We start from the raw sequence: 18,121 nt of genomic DNA on the forward strand, positions 1-18,121 counted from the left end.
GGCGTCCGGGCCGGATGGGCAGGGTCCATGTTCCACCCGGCTGTGCGGGCTATGAAAGCCGGGTCATACAGGGCGATTGGTCAAGCAGGCGTCTTTGACTGACATACACATATAGACATCTGTATCCATAAGGACACAGTCATGCGCTATATGACGATGACGCGATTAATATATTTATACGGATATAGACGCTGCTTCAGGTGGGTTATATACGGCCATGCATGTTCAAAATGGCTAACGAAATGGAATCAGCATGGCCAGAATGACCGCAGGGATGGCGTGGATGCTTTCGGCCAGTCTTGGCGCCCTGCTCATCCCCTCGGCCCATGCACGGGGCACGGATGCGGACAGGGGCAAAAAAGCCCTTTCGACCGCCCAAAGCACCCCTGCCCCCGATGATGCCGTAGGCTCCGCCAATGCGGAGGAAATGACCGTGATCGGCCACCACCGCATGGTGGCGGGTGCCGCGGCCAACTATAATAAAAAGATGGCCAATCTCGGCCCGCTGGGTACGCGCCGCACGCTTGATACGCCCATGTCGATCATGACCGTGCCGCATGACGTGATCGTCAACCAGCAGGCGCGCAACATCAACGACCTGATGCAGTACATCCCCTCGGTGCAGCTTGAAACGCGCGGCGACCCCGGCACCAGCCGCCCGCAGTCGCGCGGGTTCGAGGCGGATGTGATCTCAAACAGCCGCATCGACGGGCTGAACGCCTTTACGGTCACGCCCTACGCCGCCGAGCAGTTCGATAACGTGCAGGTGCTCAACGGCCTTGCGGGCGCCCTGTACGGACCCCAGAACCCGGCGGGCACGTTTGAATACGGCCTCAAGCGCCCGACCGACGAGCGCATCAACCGCCTGGTGGTGGGTGTTGATTCCGTCGGCACGCTGATGGAAAACGTCGATGCATCGGGCCGCGCGGGCAAGCATGGCTGGTTTGGCTACCGCATCAACCTGCTGCATGGCGATGGCACGTCCTATGTGCAGGATAGCTGGGTGCGCCGTAACATGGTCAGCGCCGATTTCGATATCCATTTCGACCGCGATACCGTGCTGGAACTCGATGCCAGCCATTACACCTTCGATGAGCGCGGCATGCCCGCGGGCGTCAACCTCAAGGGCTATAACCTGCCCACGGCCCCTGACCTGGGCAAGCCCCATATGGGGCAGGACTATGCGGGCTACAATTCCGAGAACAACGTCTTCCTCGCCAAGCTCAGGCACCGCATCAATGATGACTGGAGCTTTGTCATTGGCGGGCTGTATCAGGATTCCGGGCGGCAGGTGTTTGAATCAGCCGATTCGCTGACCAATAATTCCGGTGGCTACAGCCAGTCCCTTTCGGCCGCCACCACGGTCAATGACTTCAAGGTTGGCAGTAACATGGCCTATATCAACGGCCATGTGCGTACCGGCTTCATCAAACATGATCTGGTCATTGGCACCAATGGCTACATGGAAGGCGGCTATAACCCGCTGAGCGGGCAGAGCTATACCGCGGTCAAATCAGGCTCGCTGTACAACCCCACCGTGGCGCCCAATGGCCCGCAGCCCTATTACAGCGGCAGGTATCAATCGCAGTACGTGCGCTACCAGTCGATGATTCTGGGTGACACGCTGCATTTCAACAGGCACTGGTCGGTCATGGGCACGCTGGCATGGAGCTGGCTGGATCAGGACAGCACCGCGACGGTCGCGGGCGCTTCAACCAAAAGCATCGAGAACGGCTACACCGTCACCACCACCCATCTGGCCAGGGGCAAGACCACCAACAGCCGGGCCGATGCAGCCTTCAGCCCCATGGCCAGCCTGGTCTACAAGCCGACCGATAACCAGACCGCCTATTTCACCTATGGCCGTTCGCTGCAGGCGGGCACGACCGCCCCGGCCGATGCGCTCAATGCCAATGGCCTCACCTCCCCCGTGCATAGCGAGGAATATGAGGTGGGCTACAAGATGCAGTGGCGCCAGATGCAGTTCAACGTGGCGGGTTTTCGCGCCACGCGCAGCTATGCCTTCTATGAAGGCAGCAACACGCTGTATGGCAATTTCGGCACGCAGCGCAATTATGGCGTGGAGTTTCAGGCCATGGGCCACATCACGCCCCGCCTGTCGGTTATTGGCGGCATGACGTGGATCGATGCCGAAGTGACCCATGCAGCCTTTGCCGCCCTCAACAACAAGGAAGTCGTGGGCGTGGCCCCCCTGCAGGCCAATGCGCTGATGGATTACCGCATTCCGTTCCCGCGTGGCTTCGCGCTCAATGGCCTGGCGGTCAATGCCAATGTGCATTACACGGGCCGCCGCGCGGCGGATATTACGAATTCGACCTATGCCGGTTCCTACGTAACACTGGATATGGGCCTGCGTTATCCGTTCCGTGCGGCAAAGCACCCGTGGATGGCGCGCTTTGGCGTAACGAACGTGGCCAATGAGCGGTACTGGTCCTCGGTCTATAATGGCACGGTCTCGAGTGCGGGTGTCACGACCAGGGACCCGACGGCGAAATCGCTCAACGCTGGCAGCGCCGCCTATGCCGGCATGCCGCGTGCCTTCCACTTCACGCTGGAAGCCGACTTCTGAAAACGCGGCGTTTTTTTGCAAGGTCCCGCGCACCCGCTTGTGATGCCGCGCGGGGGCGCGAAAGGCGGGTGGCAGTCCCATATTTCCTTCAACCATAAGGGAAGGAACGCCACCATGACCGAACCCACGATCCCGACATTGAAGGACTGCCCCATCGGGCTCGATGCCACCGGCACACGGCGCGAGAAGGACTCGATGGGCGAAATCGATGTACCCGCCAGCCATTACTGGGGCGCGCAGACCCAGCGCAGCCTCGTGCATTTCTCGATCGGGCGCGACCATATGCCCATCGAGGTATGCCATGCCTATGGCATCGTGAAAAAGGCGGCGGCCCAGGTGAATGCGGCTGACGGGCGCATGCCGCAATGGAAGGCCGACGCCATCAGCCGCGTGGCCGATGAGGTGATCGCGGGCAGGCTGGATTCCGAATTCCCGCTTTTTGTCTGGCAGACCGGCTCGGGCACCCAGACGAACATGAACGTGAACGAGGTGATCGCCAACCGCGCCATCCAGCTTCTCGGCGGTGTCATCGGCTCCAAAAGCCCCGTCCACCCCAATGATGACGTGAACATGGGCCAGTCGAGCAATGACTCGTTCCCCACGGCCATGCATGTCGCAACCCTGCTGGAAATCGACACCCGCCTGCTGCCACGCGTGCGTGAACTGATTGAAAGCCTGCGCAGCAAGGCGGAGGAGTGGATGCAGGTGGTCAAGATCGGCCGCACCCACCTGCAGGATGCCGTGCCGCTCACGGTGGGGCAGGAGTGGTCAGGCTGGGCCCAGCAGCTTGAAGATGCGCTCGAGGCGGTCGAGGCCGCGCGCCCCGGCCTGCTGCAGCTTGCGGCAGGCGGCACGGCGGTGGGCACGGGGCTGAACGCCCCGCCGGGTTTCAGCCGTGCCATTGCCAAGCGCATTGCCGCGCTGACCGATAAACCCTTTGTCACGGCACCCAACAAATTCGCGGCCCTTGGCGGGCTTGATGCCATGGTGCGGGCCTCGGCGGGGTTGCGCGGGGTTGCGGTCAGCCTGCTCAAGATTGCCAATGACATGCGCCTGCTTGGCTCCGGCCCGCGTTGTGGACTGGGTGAACTACACCTGCCGGAAAACGAACCCGGCTCCTCCATCATGCCCGGCAAGGTCAACCCGACCCAGTGCGAGGCGATGGTGATGATCTGCACGCAGGTGCTGGGCAACGATGCAACGGTGGCGTTTGCGGGCAGTCAGGGCCAGCTTGACCTGAACGTGATGCGCCCGGTGATCGTGGCCAATGTGCTGCATGCCATCCGCATCCTTGCCGATGGATGCCATAATTTCCGTGTGTTTTCGGTGGAGGGCACCACGCTCAACCGCAAGCGCATTGATGCGTATGTGGCAGGCTCGGTCATGCTGGTGACCGCCCTCAGCCCCGAGATTGGCTATGACCGGGCCTCGGCCATCGCCCATCAGGCCATGGAACACGACATCAGCCTGCGCGAGGCGGCGCTGGCATCGGGTTTTGTTGATGGCGCGACCTTTGACCGGCTTGTGCGCCCGCTTGATATGGTGGGCAAGGGCGTGGGCGGGGCCTGAGAAGTTAAAAGTTTCTGGGTGCCGCCTTTTTTCAAAAAGGCGGCGTTCCCTGAAGCTTTCTGAAAAAAGCTTCACCAAAAAAACGTCTGTTTTTTAAGGCAGGTTTTTATGAGGGCGCACCACCCTGCGTATTGACCTGCAACGTGAACAGCGTATCGCCCGCGCACATGAACACCACATCGCGCTTGGGGCCGCCAAAGGTCAGGTTCGACACCCCGCGCGGCAGGCGGATGCGCCCGATCATGTGGCCATGGGGGTTGTACACCACAACGCCACACAGCCCCAGCGGCCCGTTGGCCCCGCACCACAGGTTGCCGAAAATATCGGTGCGCATGCCATCGGGAATCATCGCGTGCCCGTTCAGCATCATATCAGCAAACGGGCGGAGGTTGCGTATTTCGCCGCCTGCCACGTCGGCTGCATGGATGCGCCCGTCGCCGCCCGGGCCATCCTGCCCCGGCCCCGGCCCGCCGGTGATGACATAGACAATCCGGCCATCAGGCGAGAACGCAATGCCGTTGGGGTCGGGCAACTGTTTTTCGGTCAGCACGGCTTTCACCTCGCCGGTTGCCGGGTCGATGCGGAAGACATGGTCCTCCTGCCGCCTGCTGCCGCCAAACTCGGTCATGACCTCGCCATCAAGGGTCCAGCGTTCCACGCCCTCGCGGTTGGCGGGGTTGCCCGGCGCATCGGGGTGGCCTTCCACGATCGTGTCGCCATAGCCGGGATCGGTAAACCAGATGCTGCCATCAGGGTGGATGGCAAGGTCGTTGGGCGAGTTCAGCGGCGCGCCATTGTAGCGGTCGGCCAGCACGTGGCATGAGCCGTCATGCTCCCAGCGCACCACGCGGCGCAGGCCGTGCTCGCAACTGACCAGGCGGCCTTCATTGTCAAAGATGTTGCCGTTGCTGTGGTAGGACGGGCTGCGGAAAAGGGAGACGGCTCCGTTCTCCCACAAATAACGGTACTGCACGCCGCGAATGGTGTCACTGAGCAGTAGGAAGCGCCCTTCGCTGCACCAGGCAGGCCCCTCCAGCCAGCCGCCGCCGCGCCATGCCAGTTTCAGGCCGGCATTGCTGTAGGCCAGATTGCCGAAGCTGGGGTCAAGCACCACAATATCCGGGTCGGGCAGGGGCGTGATGGGGGCATCAGCGCCCCATTGCCGTGGCGGGTTCGACACCACGCTGGGCGGCTGGGGCAGGGCATCGGGGCTGGCAGCCCGGGCGGATTGCCCGATGGTCCAGAGTCCACCTGCGGCCAGCCCTCCGGCAAGCATGGCCCGTCGGCCAGGATTGAACGGCTGGGTGACTGGCGGCATGGAGGCCTCCTTTTGATGATGATGGATCGCGACACGAAAATCCGGCCCCGGAAGGGCCGGATGAATATTGATCCTGAAAGTTTATGAAAAAATAAGGGTTTTTTTAAAAATATGGCTTCAGTTCCGGATGTCCTGAAGCACTTCGAAGCCTTCAAATACCGGCGGCCCCGCCATGAGCGGCTTGCGGTTGCCCGCATGGGCGTGCGCTGCGCGGAACTGCTCGGACTGGGTCCAGCCTACAAACGCCTCATAGGATTCCCATACGGTATGCGAAGCGTAGAGGATGTAATCCTCATGCACGGGGCCCTTGAGGAACTGGAAGCTGACAAAACCGGGCACGGTGCGCAGGTGCACCTCGCGGCCGAGCCAGCGCTCACGGAACTCAGCCTCGTTCTCGGGCGGGATGCGGAAACGGTTCATGGCGATATACATGTCTGGCTTCTCCTCAAAAGCTGTGCTGAAAGCCTGCCTGCGCTCCCGCTGCCGGGGGCCGTAGGGGCAGGGTAGCGCATGGCGCGCGTCTTTTCACCCACCTTGCAGGGCATGACGTGGCAGCGCCTGAAAATAATCACCTGATAAAAAATGATAAAAGTTTTGGGTGCCGCCTTTTTCAAAAAGGTGGCGTTTCAGCGCCGCTCCGAGTCCGCGCCGCTGCCTTCATCGGTAATACCGGCGCGTGAGGGCGCGTCCGCGCCGGGTTCCACCGTCCGGCTCATGCGGGCGACACCTGCATCATCGCCAAATCCCCGGGCCGAGATACGGCGGTGGGGGGCGGGGTTTTCCATCAGCACGTTGGCCAGTGCCTCGGGGTCGGTGCGTTCGGCTTCATCAAACAGTTCATCGGCACGGGCCTGATCGCCCGCGCGTTCGGCGCGCAGGCCCGCCTCGGCCAGATGGCGGGCGGTGGCGTGCTTGTTGCCGCCATCATCATCGGGGCGGTCAGCATCATTCATCGAACGGGGCATGGGCCTGCCTTTCCTGTCATGTTGCGGGCCGGGTGGCCCATGGGCAGACAACACGCGGGGCGGGGTCATGGTTCACCAGGGCTTTCACTCCCTGCCACATGGCAGCCATGGTTACTGCTCGGCCAGGGTATAGACGCTGCTGAAGTCGAGATCGCGCGCCACATAGATCTGCACCATGTTGCCCTGCTGCACATACAGGCTGGGCGGCACGTTGCTGGTCTGGTTGAGGATGATCTTTTCCACCTGGCTGACGACGGAGTTGGTGTCGTCGCTGCTGGTGGTGATGCTGGTGGTGCCGGGCTTGGAGGCGAGGTTGGTGATGGCCTGCACCATCATCTGCCCCACATTGGTGATGATCGACACCATGATCGCATCGCCAAAGCGTGCCCAGAAATGCGTGTTGACCTTGCCCTTCACCCCGCTGCCGCCAAGCGGCGTGGTGCCGGGGCTGAGCAGGTCGATGCTCACGCCCTCGGGGTTGCGCAGGCGCAGCCAGTTCACGAAAATACGGTTCTGGCCATATTGCAGGGCGGATGTCACCTCGCCTTCCGCCACGGCTCCCTTGTCGATCAGGCGCACCTTGCCGTTGATGGAATAGACATCATGGCTGACCCGGCAGGTGACCAGCCCGGGCAGGGTGGTGTTGATCTCGTTGATCGTGCCGCACGGAATCAGCGTGCCCTTGCCCACGATCAGGTTTTGGCCGCGCATCAGGCTGGCATGGGTGGTGGGCGTGCTTTCGGGCTGCAGGCGGGTCAGGAGCGGGTTGTCGGTCTTGGCCGCCGGGGTGGCGGCTGCGGGCGTTGCCGCCGGGGCCGCAGTGGTATCGGCCACGGGGGTGGCGAAGGTAAAGTCATGGCCGAGCCTGCGCTTCATGGCGGCATCTTCCGCGCTGTCCACCGTGGCCGCAGGGGCCGCGACCGGGGCGGGCGGCGTGGCTGACGGGCACGAGGCCTGTCCCTGCCCATCCACCATGACGGTGCTGCCGGGGCATTTCAGGGTCAGGTGGGCTGTATCCTGCGCGCGGGCGGGGCTGGTGGCCAGCGCGCACAGCGCCAGCGCACAGGCGGGGGCCACGCGCTTCATGAGGCCCCATCACGCACGACCCGGCGCACCATGGGCGAGATGGTGCCGCCCGGCGCACTGCCCAGCGAGGGATTGAACCCGTCATTGACCACGCCAATCACCAGGCTCCCGTAGCGGATGCGCCATTGCCGGGCGGTCATCTGGGCGGCGAGGATATTGTGGTCACGCCCCAGCACCACGGCGTTGACCACCGTTTCCTGCCCGCTTTCGTTCATGACATACAGCGTGGGCAGCACCCCGTTTTCAGGGAAGCGGAAATAGGTGAAGCGATAGTCATCCCACACGTTCAGGGGCGCTATGGCCCGGTCCTGCGTGCCATCCGAGCGGCGATAGGCGGTATTGTGCGGCCCGTCGCCATACGGGTCGGCCAGTTTGGCCTCGATGTGGCTGGCACGCGCGGCGGCGGCCTTTTTGCCGTCATCCGCATCGGGGTAGAGATAGGTCAGTTCCACCGTGGCCTGCGCCAGCGCCCACGGCGTGGGGGCAAAGACGGTGCGCATGTGGCCATCCGGCCCCTTTTCCTGCTGGCCGCCCACGTAATGCAGCAGGATATGGTAGGTGCGGCGGTCGGTCACGATGGCCAGGTTGGTGTCGCTTTCCTGCGCCTTGGGGCGGATGAAGCAGTGGTTCTCGCGGCAGGCGAAGGACCAGCCGCCTTCCTCGCCAAAGGCGTGGGTGATGTAATGCTCGTCAGGGGCAAGGGTGATGTCGGTCGCGACTCCCACTACGCCATCGACTTCCACCGTATCACGCGCATTATAGATGACCGATTTGATGCGGTAGTCATAGGGCGAGGCGCTTTTGCGCCCTGTTGCCCCGGCAGGCGGGGGGCACAGGACCGGCGCCATGAGGGCCGCCACCATTGCCATGCGCCATGGGGTGCGGGTCATGGGCGTGCATCCTGCGCGACGGGGGGAGGCGTGGTGGCGGGCGTGGCCACGCGGCCCGAGAGTTCAGGCGGCGGGGTGCGGTTGACCTGCATCAGATGCCACATGTTGGGCTGCGTGACACGGCCCGGCCGGGGCGTGCAGCCCGCGAGCAGCAGGCCCATCGCCACGATGCCCAGACGCGACCCGACAGGCCACAAACCCGAAAACGTGCGGACGGACTGACTCACAGACCGGGTGGCCCGACCCTGAACAGGATTGCTGCTGATTGCTTAAATCCGTCTCTTGACACCGTTCGCATGCGGAAAGGATAAAAAAGCCCCCTGTTATTGGCAAGTCCGGGAAGGAAGAAATGCTGCGCCCGTTCCTTCTCGCGCTTCTGGCGTGGCTTTCGTGCGGCCTGACCGGGCCGGCAGGGGCGGCGGCGCTCCCTCTGGCCACGCTTGCGCAGCGCTGCGCGCCCGATACCGCGCCGCGCACGCTCATGCTGGTTGCGGCCCAGGAATCAGCGGGCGTGCCGTGGGCCATTCATGTCAACGGCCCGTACCGTCTGCCCCGGCCCCCTGCGAACATGGCCGAAGCCACCGCCACCGTGCGCTGGCTGGCAGCTCACGGGCATGATTTTGATACGGGGCTGCTGCAGGTCAACAGCCGCAACGCCACGCGGCTGGGGCTGGACCCCGCCGCCCTGCTCGAGCCATGCCGCAACCTGCGCGTGGCCAGCCTGATCATGCATGAATGCTACCGCGCGGCCCTGCCTGATGCGGCAGGCCCGCAGGCCGCGCTGCGCCATGCGCTGAGCTGTTACAATACCGGCAGCCCCACGCGCGGGCTGCGCAATGGCTATGTTGATGGCCTGCTGGCGCGCGCGGCCCAGCCCACGGCCCCCGCAACGCTGATGATCCCCGCGCTTGAGGCCCCGCCCGCGCCGCCCGCGCCGCCCGAGGGCGCACAGGCCCCCCCGCCGCCGCAGCCACCCCCCGCAAACCCGCCGGGCCATGACCCGCAGGGCAATGGGCAGGGCAATGGCGTGCCGGGGCAGGATGCCTTTACACATGCGCCGCGCGATGTGTTCACTCCACCCTAGAACCCTGGGCACAGACCTGCATCGTGCAGGCGGCGGCCATGCCCAAAACCACCACGGCGGATGGGCAGCTTGCATGTAATATCAAAACCATCATCCGCCACCACCGTGGCGGTAGCATGCAACGGAGTATCCCATGTCCGATCTGATCGTTATCGGCTTTGACACCCAGGACGAAGCCACGGCCGCGCTGACCGAATGCAAGAAGCTGGAAAAGGAATACCTGCTTGACCTCGAGGACGCGGTTGTCGTGGTCCGTGGGGCGGACGGTAAGCTGCACCTGCAGCAGAGCATCAACCTTGAAAAGGTCGGTGCCTCCTATGGCCTGTTCTCGGGCGGGTTCTGGGGCGCGCTGGTCGGCCTTCTGTGCCTGAACCCGCTGGCAGGCTTTGTTGCGGGCAGCATCGTGGGCGCTGGCGCCGGGGCGATTGCGGGCAAGATGTCCGATTACGGCATTGATGACAATTTCATCAAGTCGCTCGGCTCGACCATTCCCGCCAACACGTCTGCCCTGTTCGTGCTGGTGCGCAAGTCGCAGCCCGACAAGGTGCTGGCTGACCTGAGCCAGTTCAAGGGCCACGCCCGCGTGCTCCAGACCTCGCTTTCGCCCGCCAATGAAAGCAAGCTGCGCGAAGCCCTGGGCCAGATGGCCGCAGCCACCCCTGCTGCTTGAAGACCCGTTCCCCGCAGGGCCGTGGCGCCTGCGGGGAACCGCCCTGCCAGAAAGCCTTTGGTAAAGCTTTTTTCAAAAAGCTTTGAAAAAACGCTGCCTTTTGAAAAACGCGGCACCTGGAAGCTCTTATGACTTAATGGTTTTCAGGCACTTTACTGCACGATACCCCAAGTTGAACCCTCACGCGCGGCATGCCTTTTTCACACGCAGCCGTGAACCGTCTGCGCAGTGGAGGGTGATAGGGTGGGGGCATGCACTTTCCCGGTTTTTCCCTTTCCCTGCGCGGCATGGCCGTGGCGGGCGCGGTGTTTGCCCTTGGCCTTGCCAGCCAGCCGGTGCCAGCGCGCGCACGTGCGGCGCTGCACACGGCCTGGACCTCGCAGCGTGTGCTCAATGCCGTAGCCGTGGCGGATGACGGGCGCATGTTCGTCTCGTTCCCATATTGGGGCGGGGGCGGCAGCGGCCCGAGTGTGGCCGAGATCGATGCGCAGGGCGTGCCCCATGCCTTCCCCGATGTGCGCTGGAACCACGTGGACGGCACAAAAGGCGACATGCAGCCCTTCGTGCGGGTCAACGCCCTGCGCATCGGGCCGGACGGGCTGTTATGGGTGGTGGATTCGGGTGATGCCAATGTGGGCGGTCCGCCCAACCCCATGGGGGGCGCGCCCGCGCGGCTTCTGGCCTTTGACATCACGACCGGGCAGCCCGTGCATGTCATCTCGTTGCGGGCCAGCAGCACGCAGCACAGTTATATTGATGACATCCGCTTTCATAACGATACGATCTTCGTCACCGATGCGGGCGATCCGGCCCTGATCGTGGTCAACCTGCGCACGGGCCAGCAGCGCCGCGTGCTGGCCCATGACCGTTCCACCACCGATGAGCGCCCGATGTATGCCGAGGGCCGACTGCTGACCACCGGCGGTCACCCCGCCCGCGTGCATGCCGACCAGCTCGAGGTCTCGCCAGATGGGTCGAAACTCTATTTTCAGCCCAGTTCCGGCCCGCTCTGGGTGGCCCCCACCGCCGCGCTGGAAAACCCGGACCTGCCCGCGCAGGATCTCGCCCGGACCGTGCGGCTGTTCTACAACACGCCCACCACCGGCGGCACGGCCATTGATGGCGATGGCAACCTGTATGTATCGGATGTGAACCGGCTGCGTATCCTGCGCCTGACCCCGCAGGGCAGGGCCACCACGCTGGTGCGCGACAGGCGGCTGGTCTGGGCCGATGCCATGTGGATCGACAGCCACGGCACGTTATGGATTCCCGCAGTCCAGCTCAACCGCACCGCCAGCTTCCAGCCTGATGGAAAATCACGCCTGCGCCTGCCGGTTGCGATCTATACCATGGACCTGCACCTCAAGCCGGTGCGCTGAAGTCATGTGATGAAAGATAAAAGTTTTTGGGTGCCGCCTTTTTTCAAAAAGGCGGCGTTCTTTCAGAGCTGGAGAATGCTCGAGAAGTCAAAATCCTGCCCAACAGGGTTCTCGCCCAGCCGGATGACGCCAGGCGAGGGCATGCTGTACGGCGGCACGGGCAGGTTGTAGGGCGCGGGCGCGCCACGGAATACCCGGCCCGCAAGGTCGAATTTGGAGCCATGGCACGGGCAGGCATAGCCGCCGGGCCAACTGGCCTCGCCCTTGCCTTCCGGCAGGGGCTTATAGGCGGGCACGCAGCCCAGATGGGTGCAGATGCCCACCACCACGCCGTAGCGCGGGTCAAGCGAGCGGTGCCAGTTCGTGGCATAGGGCGGCTGCTGGTTGTCGTGTGATGGCCCGTCGCGCAGGCGGGCGGTCTGGGCTGCATCCTGCAGCACGGCCAGCGCCTCGGGCGTGCGGTGGGTAATGAAAACCGGCTTGCCCTGCCAGGTCACGACAATCTGCTGCCCCGGCGGCAGGGCGGATATGTCCACATCCACCGGCAGGTGAGCGGCGGCGCTGTCACGCGGGGCAAGACTCTGCAGGAACGGCCACAGGCATGCCCCCGCCCCCGCAGCAGCCGTGGCGGTGGTGACAAGCCCGAGGAAATTCCGGCGCCCCCGGGGGGCGGGTTGTATGTCCGACGCGTTTTCCATCATCATGTTTTTACTGCGCTCCCCTGCCAAAAGGAAGAGGATACAGTGCGCATGCGTCATGTTACGCTGGCCGCACCCCACTGGCAGGAATGTGGGGCCAACCCACCCGCGCACGGTGGCATGCCCGCTGCCCTGCCGGACCACAAGAAAGGTATTGTTGATGCGCCTGATCCTGGCCCTCCTGCTGCCCTGGCTACAGTTTTTTACCATCGGGCGGCCCTTCGCGGGCATTGTGTGCCTGATCTTGCAGGTAACCGTCATTGGCTGGATTCCCGCCGCCATCTGGTCGGTCTATGCGCTGAGCCAGTTCACCACGGATCGCAAGATTGCGGCCATGCGACGCTGACGGGGCCGGCATGAAGCTCTATATCTACGATCACTGCCCCTTCTGCGTGAAGCCGCGCATGATTTTTGGCCTCAAGCACATGCCGGTGACCGATGTCGTGCTGCTCAATGATGACGTGGAAACCCCAACCCGCATGATTGGCCGCAAGATGGTGCCGATTCTGGAGCAGGACGGCCATTTCATGGGGGAAAGCATGGACATCGTCGCCCATGTCGATGCCATGGATGGCAGGCCCCTGCTGACCGGCCCCACGCGCCCCGAAATTACCGCATGGATGAAAGAGATCCAGGCCCCCTACCTGAACCTGACATTGCCGCGCGCGGCGGCAACGCCCCTGCCGGAATTCGCCACCACGGCGGCGCGGCTGTATTTCATCCGCAACAAGGAGGAGATGGTCGGCCCGTTTTATCAGCGCCTGGCCGAAAGCCCGGCCCTGATCGCGCGCATCAACGCGGCACTTCCCCGCCTGGCCGAACTGATCCGCAGTCCTGACGCGGTCAATGGCCAGCTTTCAACCGATGACATCCATCTCTTTCCCTTCCTGCGCAACCTGACGCTGGTGGCGGGGCTTGTATGGCCCGCGCCGGTGCGGGCGTATTGCATGGGCATGGCGCAGACCACCGGCATTCCGCTGCTCGACTCCATGGCGGCCTGAGCGGGAACGGCGGGCGCGCGCGCATGGCAGCCCCGCCGGAGCACGGATGGAGGAAACTGTCAGCGTGGCCAGGCCGTTTGCGGTGCATGACACGCCCGGCATCACAGGGAGGGACACCATGCCAGCATTCCACGATACGCCGCTCCTCCCCGCCAGGCGCGGTGGCGGCACGCCATTCGAGGTCTGGGTCCGTCAGTCGCTACATGCGCGATTCGACCGGGTCTTTACCGAAAATCTGCCTCATGAAATTCTGGCTCATCTCGCCCAACCCGACCATGGGCCCCCCGCCCTTGCGGAACATGACGACGCAGCGGGACGCAATGGCTGAGTCCCTGATGGAACGCGGCGGTCAGGTGTGGATTTTTTTCACCGTCATCCAGCCGAGTCCCCTGCACAGGAAACTGCGGACGTAAAGCAGGGCACAAAAAGAATCCTGATTATGGCGGAAAATAGCCATTTATTGTCGCTTTGCCGCAACAGGAAACAGGATTCGCAAGATGGAATCTTTTGCGCAGACCTGTGGATAAGTCTGTTGACGCTTGAGGAGATCAGGCGTCGGAATGCAGAGTCCTCTTTTTTTCGTGATTTGTTCTGACGCCCTTTTTCAGCCCGGCAGGCTCAGGGTTACATGTGGCTGTCCGTCGGCCCGCCACTCACGGCGCAACTGGGGCAGGGGCGTGCCTTCCATGGCCGTGGGGCAGACGATGCGCCACGGGTTGCCATCAAGCCGCAGGGCAACCCAGCCCTCGATGGTGTCGCTGCCGGGTGCCAGCCCGACAAGGGTCATGTCCATCATGGGGTCGTAGGCTGCAAACTGCTGCTCATGCCCTTCAAAAATCAGGTTCAGCGTAGCGTGGGAGTCGCACATGCGCTTGAGGTCAACGAGCAGCTTGCCGCTATTTTTCGTGCTCCTGTCAAACATCAGGGTGCCGCCACCCGCCTGTATGTTCACCGGCAGCAGGGTCACGTTCGTGCTGTGGGCATGGCCCATGATGATCGTGCCCCCATCAAGGTTCAGGGCGCCCGCATTCCATCCGTCAAGCTCGGTCAGGGTCGCGCTCAGCCAGGCGCCGCTACGCGCCACGATGGGGCATGTATTGCCCTGGCAGGTGGACATGTGGCCTTCCCTGCGGTGCTGGGCCATGGCCTGCCGGAGCGAATCCATATCGAAATGACCGGAGACAAGGGCAAACTGTCCGTTCTCACAGGACACTGCCTGTACGGAGCCATATCTGTTTTTGCTACCCATTAAATCCTGCCTCCAGGTGCTGCGTGCATGTCGCCAGCACGGGAGACATGATTAAAATAGGGCCGTTTTTGAGATGTTGATGAGTCTCAAATGAAAAAATGCCGCGATCAGTCGTTGCAAAGGCGTGGTAAGGTCAGGAACTGCACGCCTTTCGGGAAATCGCGGAAATAGTTTCATATAATAATTAATACATAATATTTGTTATCGTGGCGAAAATCCCTAACATCATATGACACGGCTGTCTACTTAAGGGGGATGTGGTTTATAATCGGGGCTACAGCGCTTTCCATGCGGCCAGCGCACGCGCCCGCCCGCCTGCCAGATCCACCATCGGCATGGGGTAGCCTGTGCCCGCGGGCAGATCGGCTTTCCATGGCGTATGGATGGCGCGCCCGGGCAGACGCGCGATTTCGGGCACCCAGTGCCGCACATATGCGCCTTCGGGGTCGAATTTCTCACCTTGCAGCACCGGGTTGAAAATACGGAAATACGGGGCCGCATCCAGCCCGCACCCGGCCACCCACTGCCAGTTGAACGGGTTGCTCGCCACATCGGCATCCACCAGCGTATCGGCAAACCACTGTTCGCCCACCCGCCAGTCCAGCAGCAGGTGCTTGGTCAGGAAAGACGCCACGATCATGCGCACGCGGTTATGCATGCAGCCCGTGTGCCACAATTCGCGCATGCCTGCATCGATGATGGGGTAGCCGGTGCGTCCGCGTTGCCAGGCCCGCAGCCCGGCAGGGTCGGTGCGCCAGGGCATGGCGTCGAATTCAGGCCGCAGGCTGCGCGTTGCCATATCGGGAAACTCGAACAGGGTGGAATGGGCGAAATCCCGCCACCCCAACTCACTCAGGAAGCTCGCGCTGTCGCGGTCGCCCGTGCCGCGCGCCTCAACCGCATGCCAGACCTGCCGGGGCGAGACATGACCAAAGCGCAGGCATGGCGACAGGCCCGATGTGGCGGGCTGGGCGGGCAGGTCGCGCGTGGCGGCATAGCCGGGCAGGCGCTCCGCCACGAATGTATCAAGCCGCTCGCGGGCCGCCGCCTCGCCCGGTTGCCATGTGGCGCGCAGGCCCGCCGCCCAGTCGGGCGTAGTGGAACGGAGCGACAGGTCGGCCAGCTTCACGAGCCGTTCGGTTACGGCATCTGGCACCGGAGCGGCGGCCAGGGCGGCATTCAGCCCATGTGGCACGGGCAGCGGCGGCAGCGGCGTGCCCATGGCCTGCACCGCCCGCCACCACGGCGTGAAAACGCGAAAGGCGCCGCCCTGTTTCGTGCGCACCTGCCACGGCTCATGCAGCATGTTGCCGGGGTGGCTCTGGGCTGTCAGGCCCCCGGCTTTCAGCGCGGTCTTGATCGCGGCATCACGCGTGCGGGCTGGCCCTGCGTAACGGCGGTTCCATTCCACGCCGCGCGCGCCCAGGGCGTGCGCAAGCCATGTAAGGCAGTCCTGTTCGGCTCCCGCCATGAGGCATAGCTGCCCGCCCCGCGCGCGCAGGTCGGCATCAAGGGCTTCAAGCGCGCCATGCAGCCACCATTTCTCGGCCCCGCCGCGCTTCAGCGCGGGGTCATGGATATACACGCACACCACCGGCCCCGCCGCCACCGCGGCAGACAGGGCCGGGTTATCCGCCAGGCGCAGATCATCACGAAACCACATGATGGTGGGAGCATAATCAGGCATGACAACCCTGTTCCAGAAAATACGGGCTGTTTGTGTGGGGTACAAATGGCGGGCCGTCAAATAACCGCCCGCCGTCACCGGCCGGTTTCAGCGCTCGCCATGTCTTCAGCGTGGCGCAGGGGCTGCGGGTGGCGGCGCGGGCGTGCCCGTGGCCTGGGGTGGGTCATCATCCTCGAACATGGCCCGGCATCTGGGCGAGAGCTGATCGAGCTTGCTTTCCAGGCATTCCGTCATCAGCTTTTCGTTCGGAATGTCGAGAAAGCAGAGCCTGAATACATCGCTCTTGCATGCGCTGGCCTGATCGCCGCGTTCGGCCGCATGGGCGGGTGGCGTGGCGCAGGCAACCCCCGTGGCAACACAGACGAGCGTAAGAAGCCCATGCATGGTGGAACGCCGGGCATCGGGCAGGCGTCGCATTATGTTTCTCCTCTGCTTTTCGGGGTTGCGTGGCTCCTGTCTGCATCACAGCGCATTGCAGTTTGCTACAGCTGTCAACCTTTTTTGTCATAACAGGAGCATGAGGCGCGCGCTCCGAAAGTTCCCTGAAAAATACAGGACAGTCTTCATAAATCCGTGATGGCACGAATGGCGGCCTGCGTTCGTTGGCCTGTCATAACCACAACGTCAGATCACAAAGGAGCATATACCATGGCTACCACCCGTACTGATCAGATCGGACAGGCTGCAGGCAAGGTTGCTGATGTGCTGACCGGCGCCCGCACCGATACATCGGGCCTGATGAGCGCGGTCATTGCCTATATGGGCAATGCCAACAGCCCTGGCCGCAAGGATCTGCACGCCCGCGCCCGCAAGGCCGGGCTGGAAGAGCAGGTCATCCGCTGGGAAAACCACCCCACCAACACATCGGTTGATGAAAACGTGGTGACAACCCTGATCCCCGAGCCCGTCATTGGCCGGTTCTCGGATGAAACGGGGCTGTCGCGTCCTGCCACCATCAAGGGGCTGAGCGACCTGCTGCCCCACCTTGCACGGCTGGATGGCTGATATACGCTGCCCGCCTGCAAACGGGCATGTTTTCCTGTTTGCAGGCGGGGGCAGGGGTCTATGATCCCCTTATCGGACACCCCACAGCAGGCAGGACAGCTTCATGAACAGCGCCAGTTCCCCCACCCCGGCCCAGACCCCCGGCGTCGTGATCGTAACGGGGGGCAGCCGGGGCATTGGCCATGCCATCAGCACCCTGCTGGCGCGTGAAGGGCATGCGGTAGCCATCAATTACGCCACCAACGCCGCCCCGGCCGAGGCCCTGGCCCGCGCCATTACCGAACGCGGTGGCCGCGCGATGGCCATCAAAGCCGACCTTTCCCAGCCGGGCGAGATCCGCACCCTGTTCACGCGCGCGCATGAACTCGGGCCGCTATGGGGTCTGGTCAACAACGCTGGCGTAACCGGCACCAAGGTGCGGGTAGACGAGCAGAGCGCGGATACGCTCGATGCGCTGTTCAACATCAATATCCGCGCCACCATGCTGGCCGCGGGCGAGGCGGTGCGCCGCATGTCCACCCGGCATGGCGGCAGGGGCGGCGTGATCGTGAACCTGTCTTCCGTTGCGGCGCGGCTGGGCGGGTTGCCGGGGCTTGTGCCCTATGCCGCCACCAAGGCGGCGGTCGAGACCTTTACGCGCGGCCTGGCCAATGAGGTTGCGCGCGAGGGCATTCGCGTCAATGCGGTGGCACCCGGCCTGACCGCGACCGACATGGTCCCCCCCGAGACCGCGAAACTGGCTGAGACCGTGGTGCCCATGGGCCGCGTGGGCCATGTGGACGAGATTGCGCAGGCGGTGGCGTTCCTGCTTTCGCCCGCATCATCGTACATGACGGGCAGCGTCATGACGGTATCGGGCGGGCGCTGAAAATATAAAGGTTTTGGGTGTCGTCTTTTTTCAAGAAGGCGGCATTCTTCTTTGAAGCTTTT

The 18,121-nt window shown here is 63.4% G+C and carries 20 protein-coding genes; 10 read left to right on the forward strand and 10 right to left on the reverse strand.

Annotated elements, in window-relative coordinates; genetic code table 11:
* Nucleotides 1-253 precede the first annotated feature (253 nt).
* Nucleotides 254-2,590: a TonB-dependent siderophore receptor gene (locus tag R5N89_RS00615; RefSeq protein WP_244192091.1), complete on the forward strand. Its 2,337-nt coding sequence runs from the start codon at nucleotides 254-256 to the stop codon at nucleotides 2,588-2,590.
* Between the two features lie 114 nt (nucleotides 2,591-2,704).
* Nucleotides 2,705-4,159, forward strand: a complete 1,455-nt coding sequence (gene fumC, locus R5N89_RS00620; RefSeq protein ID WP_110567766.1) for a class II fumarate hydratase — start codon at nucleotides 2,705-2,707, stop codon at nucleotides 4,157-4,159.
* Nucleotides 4,160-4,265: 106 nt separating this feature from the next.
* On the opposite strand, the gene R5N89_RS00625 is transcribed toward fumC, so the two are convergent.
* From R5N89_RS00625 to R5N89_RS00650, 6 genes are all read right to left on the reverse strand, one after another.
* Nucleotides 4,266-5,477, reverse strand: a complete 1,212-nt coding sequence (locus R5N89_RS00625) for an SMP-30/gluconolactonase/LRE family protein (RefSeq protein ID WP_110567769.1) — start codon at nucleotides 5,475-5,477, stop codon at nucleotides 4,266-4,268.
* A 117-nt stretch (nucleotides 5,478-5,594) separates the two neighbouring features.
* On the reverse strand, nucleotides 5,595-5,909 hold the full coding sequence (locus tag R5N89_RS00630) for an antibiotic biosynthesis monooxygenase (RefSeq protein ID WP_110567771.1): 315 nt from the start codon (nucleotides 5,907-5,909) through the stop codon (nucleotides 5,595-5,597).
* A gap of 194 nt (nucleotides 5,910-6,103) precedes the next feature.
* On the reverse strand, nucleotides 6,104-6,442 hold the full coding sequence (locus R5N89_RS00635; RefSeq protein ID WP_110567773.1) for a hypothetical protein: 339 nt from the start codon (nucleotides 6,440-6,442) through the stop codon (nucleotides 6,104-6,106).
* A gap of 111 nt (nucleotides 6,443-6,553) precedes the next feature.
* Nucleotides 6,554-7,528, reverse strand: coding sequence for a TrbI/VirB10 family protein (locus R5N89_RS00640; protein WP_110567775.1), 975 nt, complete (start codon nucleotides 7,526-7,528; stop codon nucleotides 6,554-6,556).
* Nucleotides 7,525-8,418, reverse strand: coding sequence for a TrbG/VirB9 family P-type conjugative transfer protein (locus R5N89_RS00645; RefSeq protein WP_110567777.1), 894 nt, complete (start codon nucleotides 8,416-8,418; stop codon nucleotides 7,525-7,527). Before R5N89_RS00645 ends, R5N89_RS00640 begins: the two co-directional genes overlap by 4 nt.
* On the reverse strand, nucleotides 8,415-8,645 hold the full coding sequence (locus R5N89_RS00650; protein ID WP_146220184.1) for a hypothetical protein: 231 nt from the start codon (nucleotides 8,643-8,645) through the stop codon (nucleotides 8,415-8,417). Before R5N89_RS00650 ends, R5N89_RS00645 begins: the two co-directional genes overlap by 4 nt.
* A gap of 122 nt (nucleotides 8,646-8,767) precedes the next feature.
* Between R5N89_RS00650 and R5N89_RS00655 the strand changes: the two genes are divergently transcribed.
* The 3 genes from R5N89_RS00655 to R5N89_RS00665 all read left to right on the forward strand — a co-directional run bounded on the left by R5N89_RS00655 (nucleotide 8,768) and on the right by R5N89_RS00665 (nucleotide 11,551).
* A complete protein-coding gene (locus R5N89_RS00655; protein ID WP_110567779.1) occupies nucleotides 8,768-9,502 on the forward strand; it encodes a lytic transglycosylase domain-containing protein in 735 nt (244 codons plus the stop codon).
* 133 nt (nucleotides 9,503-9,635) lie between these two features.
* Nucleotides 9,636-10,172 (forward strand): DUF1269 domain-containing protein, encoded by a 537-nt coding sequence (locus tag R5N89_RS00660; RefSeq protein ID WP_110567781.1) that lies wholly within the window; start codon nucleotides 9,636-9,638, stop codon nucleotides 10,170-10,172.
* 287 nt (nucleotides 10,173-10,459) lie between these two features.
* Nucleotides 10,460-11,551, forward strand: coding sequence for an L-dopachrome tautomerase-related protein (locus tag R5N89_RS00665; protein WP_110567783.1), 1,092 nt, complete (start codon nucleotides 10,460-10,462; stop codon nucleotides 11,549-11,551).
* Between the two features lie 62 nt (nucleotides 11,552-11,613).
* On the opposite strand, the gene petA is transcribed toward R5N89_RS00665, so the two are convergent.
* The gene (petA, locus tag R5N89_RS00670) at nucleotides 11,614-12,249 is read right to left on the reverse strand and encodes a ubiquinol-cytochrome c reductase iron-sulfur subunit (RefSeq protein ID WP_110568038.1); all 636 of its coding nucleotides are present in this window, start codon (nucleotides 12,247-12,249) and stop codon (nucleotides 11,614-11,616) included.
* Nucleotides 12,250-12,409: 160 nt separating this feature from the next.
* Here petA and R5N89_RS00675 point away from each other — a divergent pair, with 160 nt between their 5' ends.
* The 3 genes from R5N89_RS00675 to R5N89_RS00685 are packed head-to-tail and all read left to right on the forward strand — an operon-like array spanning nucleotide 12,410 to nucleotide 13,578.
* A complete protein-coding gene (locus R5N89_RS00675; protein ID WP_110567785.1) occupies nucleotides 12,410-12,595 on the forward strand; it encodes a YqaE/Pmp3 family membrane protein in 186 nt (61 codons plus the stop codon).
* A gap of 10 nt (nucleotides 12,596-12,605) precedes the next feature.
* Nucleotides 12,606-13,250 carry a glutaredoxin 2 gene (gene grxB, locus R5N89_RS00680; RefSeq protein WP_110567787.1) on the forward strand — a complete coding sequence of 215 codons (645 nt, stop codon included), beginning with the start codon at nucleotides 12,606-12,608 and terminating at the stop codon, nucleotides 13,248-13,250.
* A gap of 46 nt (nucleotides 13,251-13,296) precedes the next feature.
* Nucleotides 13,297-13,578, forward strand: a complete 282-nt coding sequence (locus R5N89_RS00685; protein ID WP_354680953.1) for a hypothetical protein — start codon at nucleotides 13,297-13,299, stop codon at nucleotides 13,576-13,578.
* Between the two features lie 276 nt (nucleotides 13,579-13,854).
* On the opposite strand, the gene R5N89_RS00690 is transcribed toward R5N89_RS00685, so the two are convergent.
* The 3 genes from R5N89_RS00690 to R5N89_RS00700 form a co-directional block, all read right to left on the reverse strand.
* Nucleotides 13,855-14,499: a hypothetical protein gene (locus R5N89_RS00690; protein ID WP_110567789.1), complete on the reverse strand. Its 645-nt coding sequence runs from the start codon at nucleotides 14,497-14,499 to the stop codon at nucleotides 13,855-13,857.
* 274 nt (nucleotides 14,500-14,773) lie between these two features.
* The gene (locus R5N89_RS00695) at nucleotides 14,774-16,186 is read right to left on the reverse strand and encodes a deoxyribodipyrimidine photo-lyase (protein ID WP_110567791.1); all 1,413 of its coding nucleotides are present in this window, start codon (nucleotides 16,184-16,186) and stop codon (nucleotides 14,774-14,776) included.
* 105 nt (nucleotides 16,187-16,291) lie between these two features.
* Complete coding sequence (locus R5N89_RS00700; RefSeq protein WP_110567793.1) at nucleotides 16,292-16,603, reverse strand: hypothetical protein; 312 nt, start codon at nucleotides 16,601-16,603, stop codon at nucleotides 16,292-16,294.
* Between the two features lie 231 nt (nucleotides 16,604-16,834).
* Here R5N89_RS00700 and R5N89_RS00705 point away from each other — a divergent pair, with 231 nt between their 5' ends.
* Together R5N89_RS00705 and R5N89_RS00710 are read left to right on the forward strand one after the other, a co-directional pair.
* Nucleotides 16,835-17,191 (forward strand): YidB family protein, encoded by a 357-nt coding sequence (locus R5N89_RS00705; RefSeq protein ID WP_110567795.1) that lies wholly within the window; start codon nucleotides 16,835-16,837, stop codon nucleotides 17,189-17,191.
* A gap of 103 nt (nucleotides 17,192-17,294) precedes the next feature.
* The gene (locus tag R5N89_RS00710; protein ID WP_110567797.1) at nucleotides 17,295-18,059 is read left to right on the forward strand and encodes an SDR family NAD(P)-dependent oxidoreductase; all 765 of its coding nucleotides are present in this window, start codon (nucleotides 17,295-17,297) and stop codon (nucleotides 18,057-18,059) included.
* The last annotated feature ends 62 nt before the right edge of the window (nucleotides 18,060-18,121 follow it).

It is taken from the genome of Komagataeibacter sucrofermentans DSM 15973 (genome assembly GCF_040581405.1).
Lineage (GTDB): Bacteria > Pseudomonadota > Alphaproteobacteria > Acetobacterales > Acetobacteraceae > Komagataeibacter > Komagataeibacter sucrofermentans.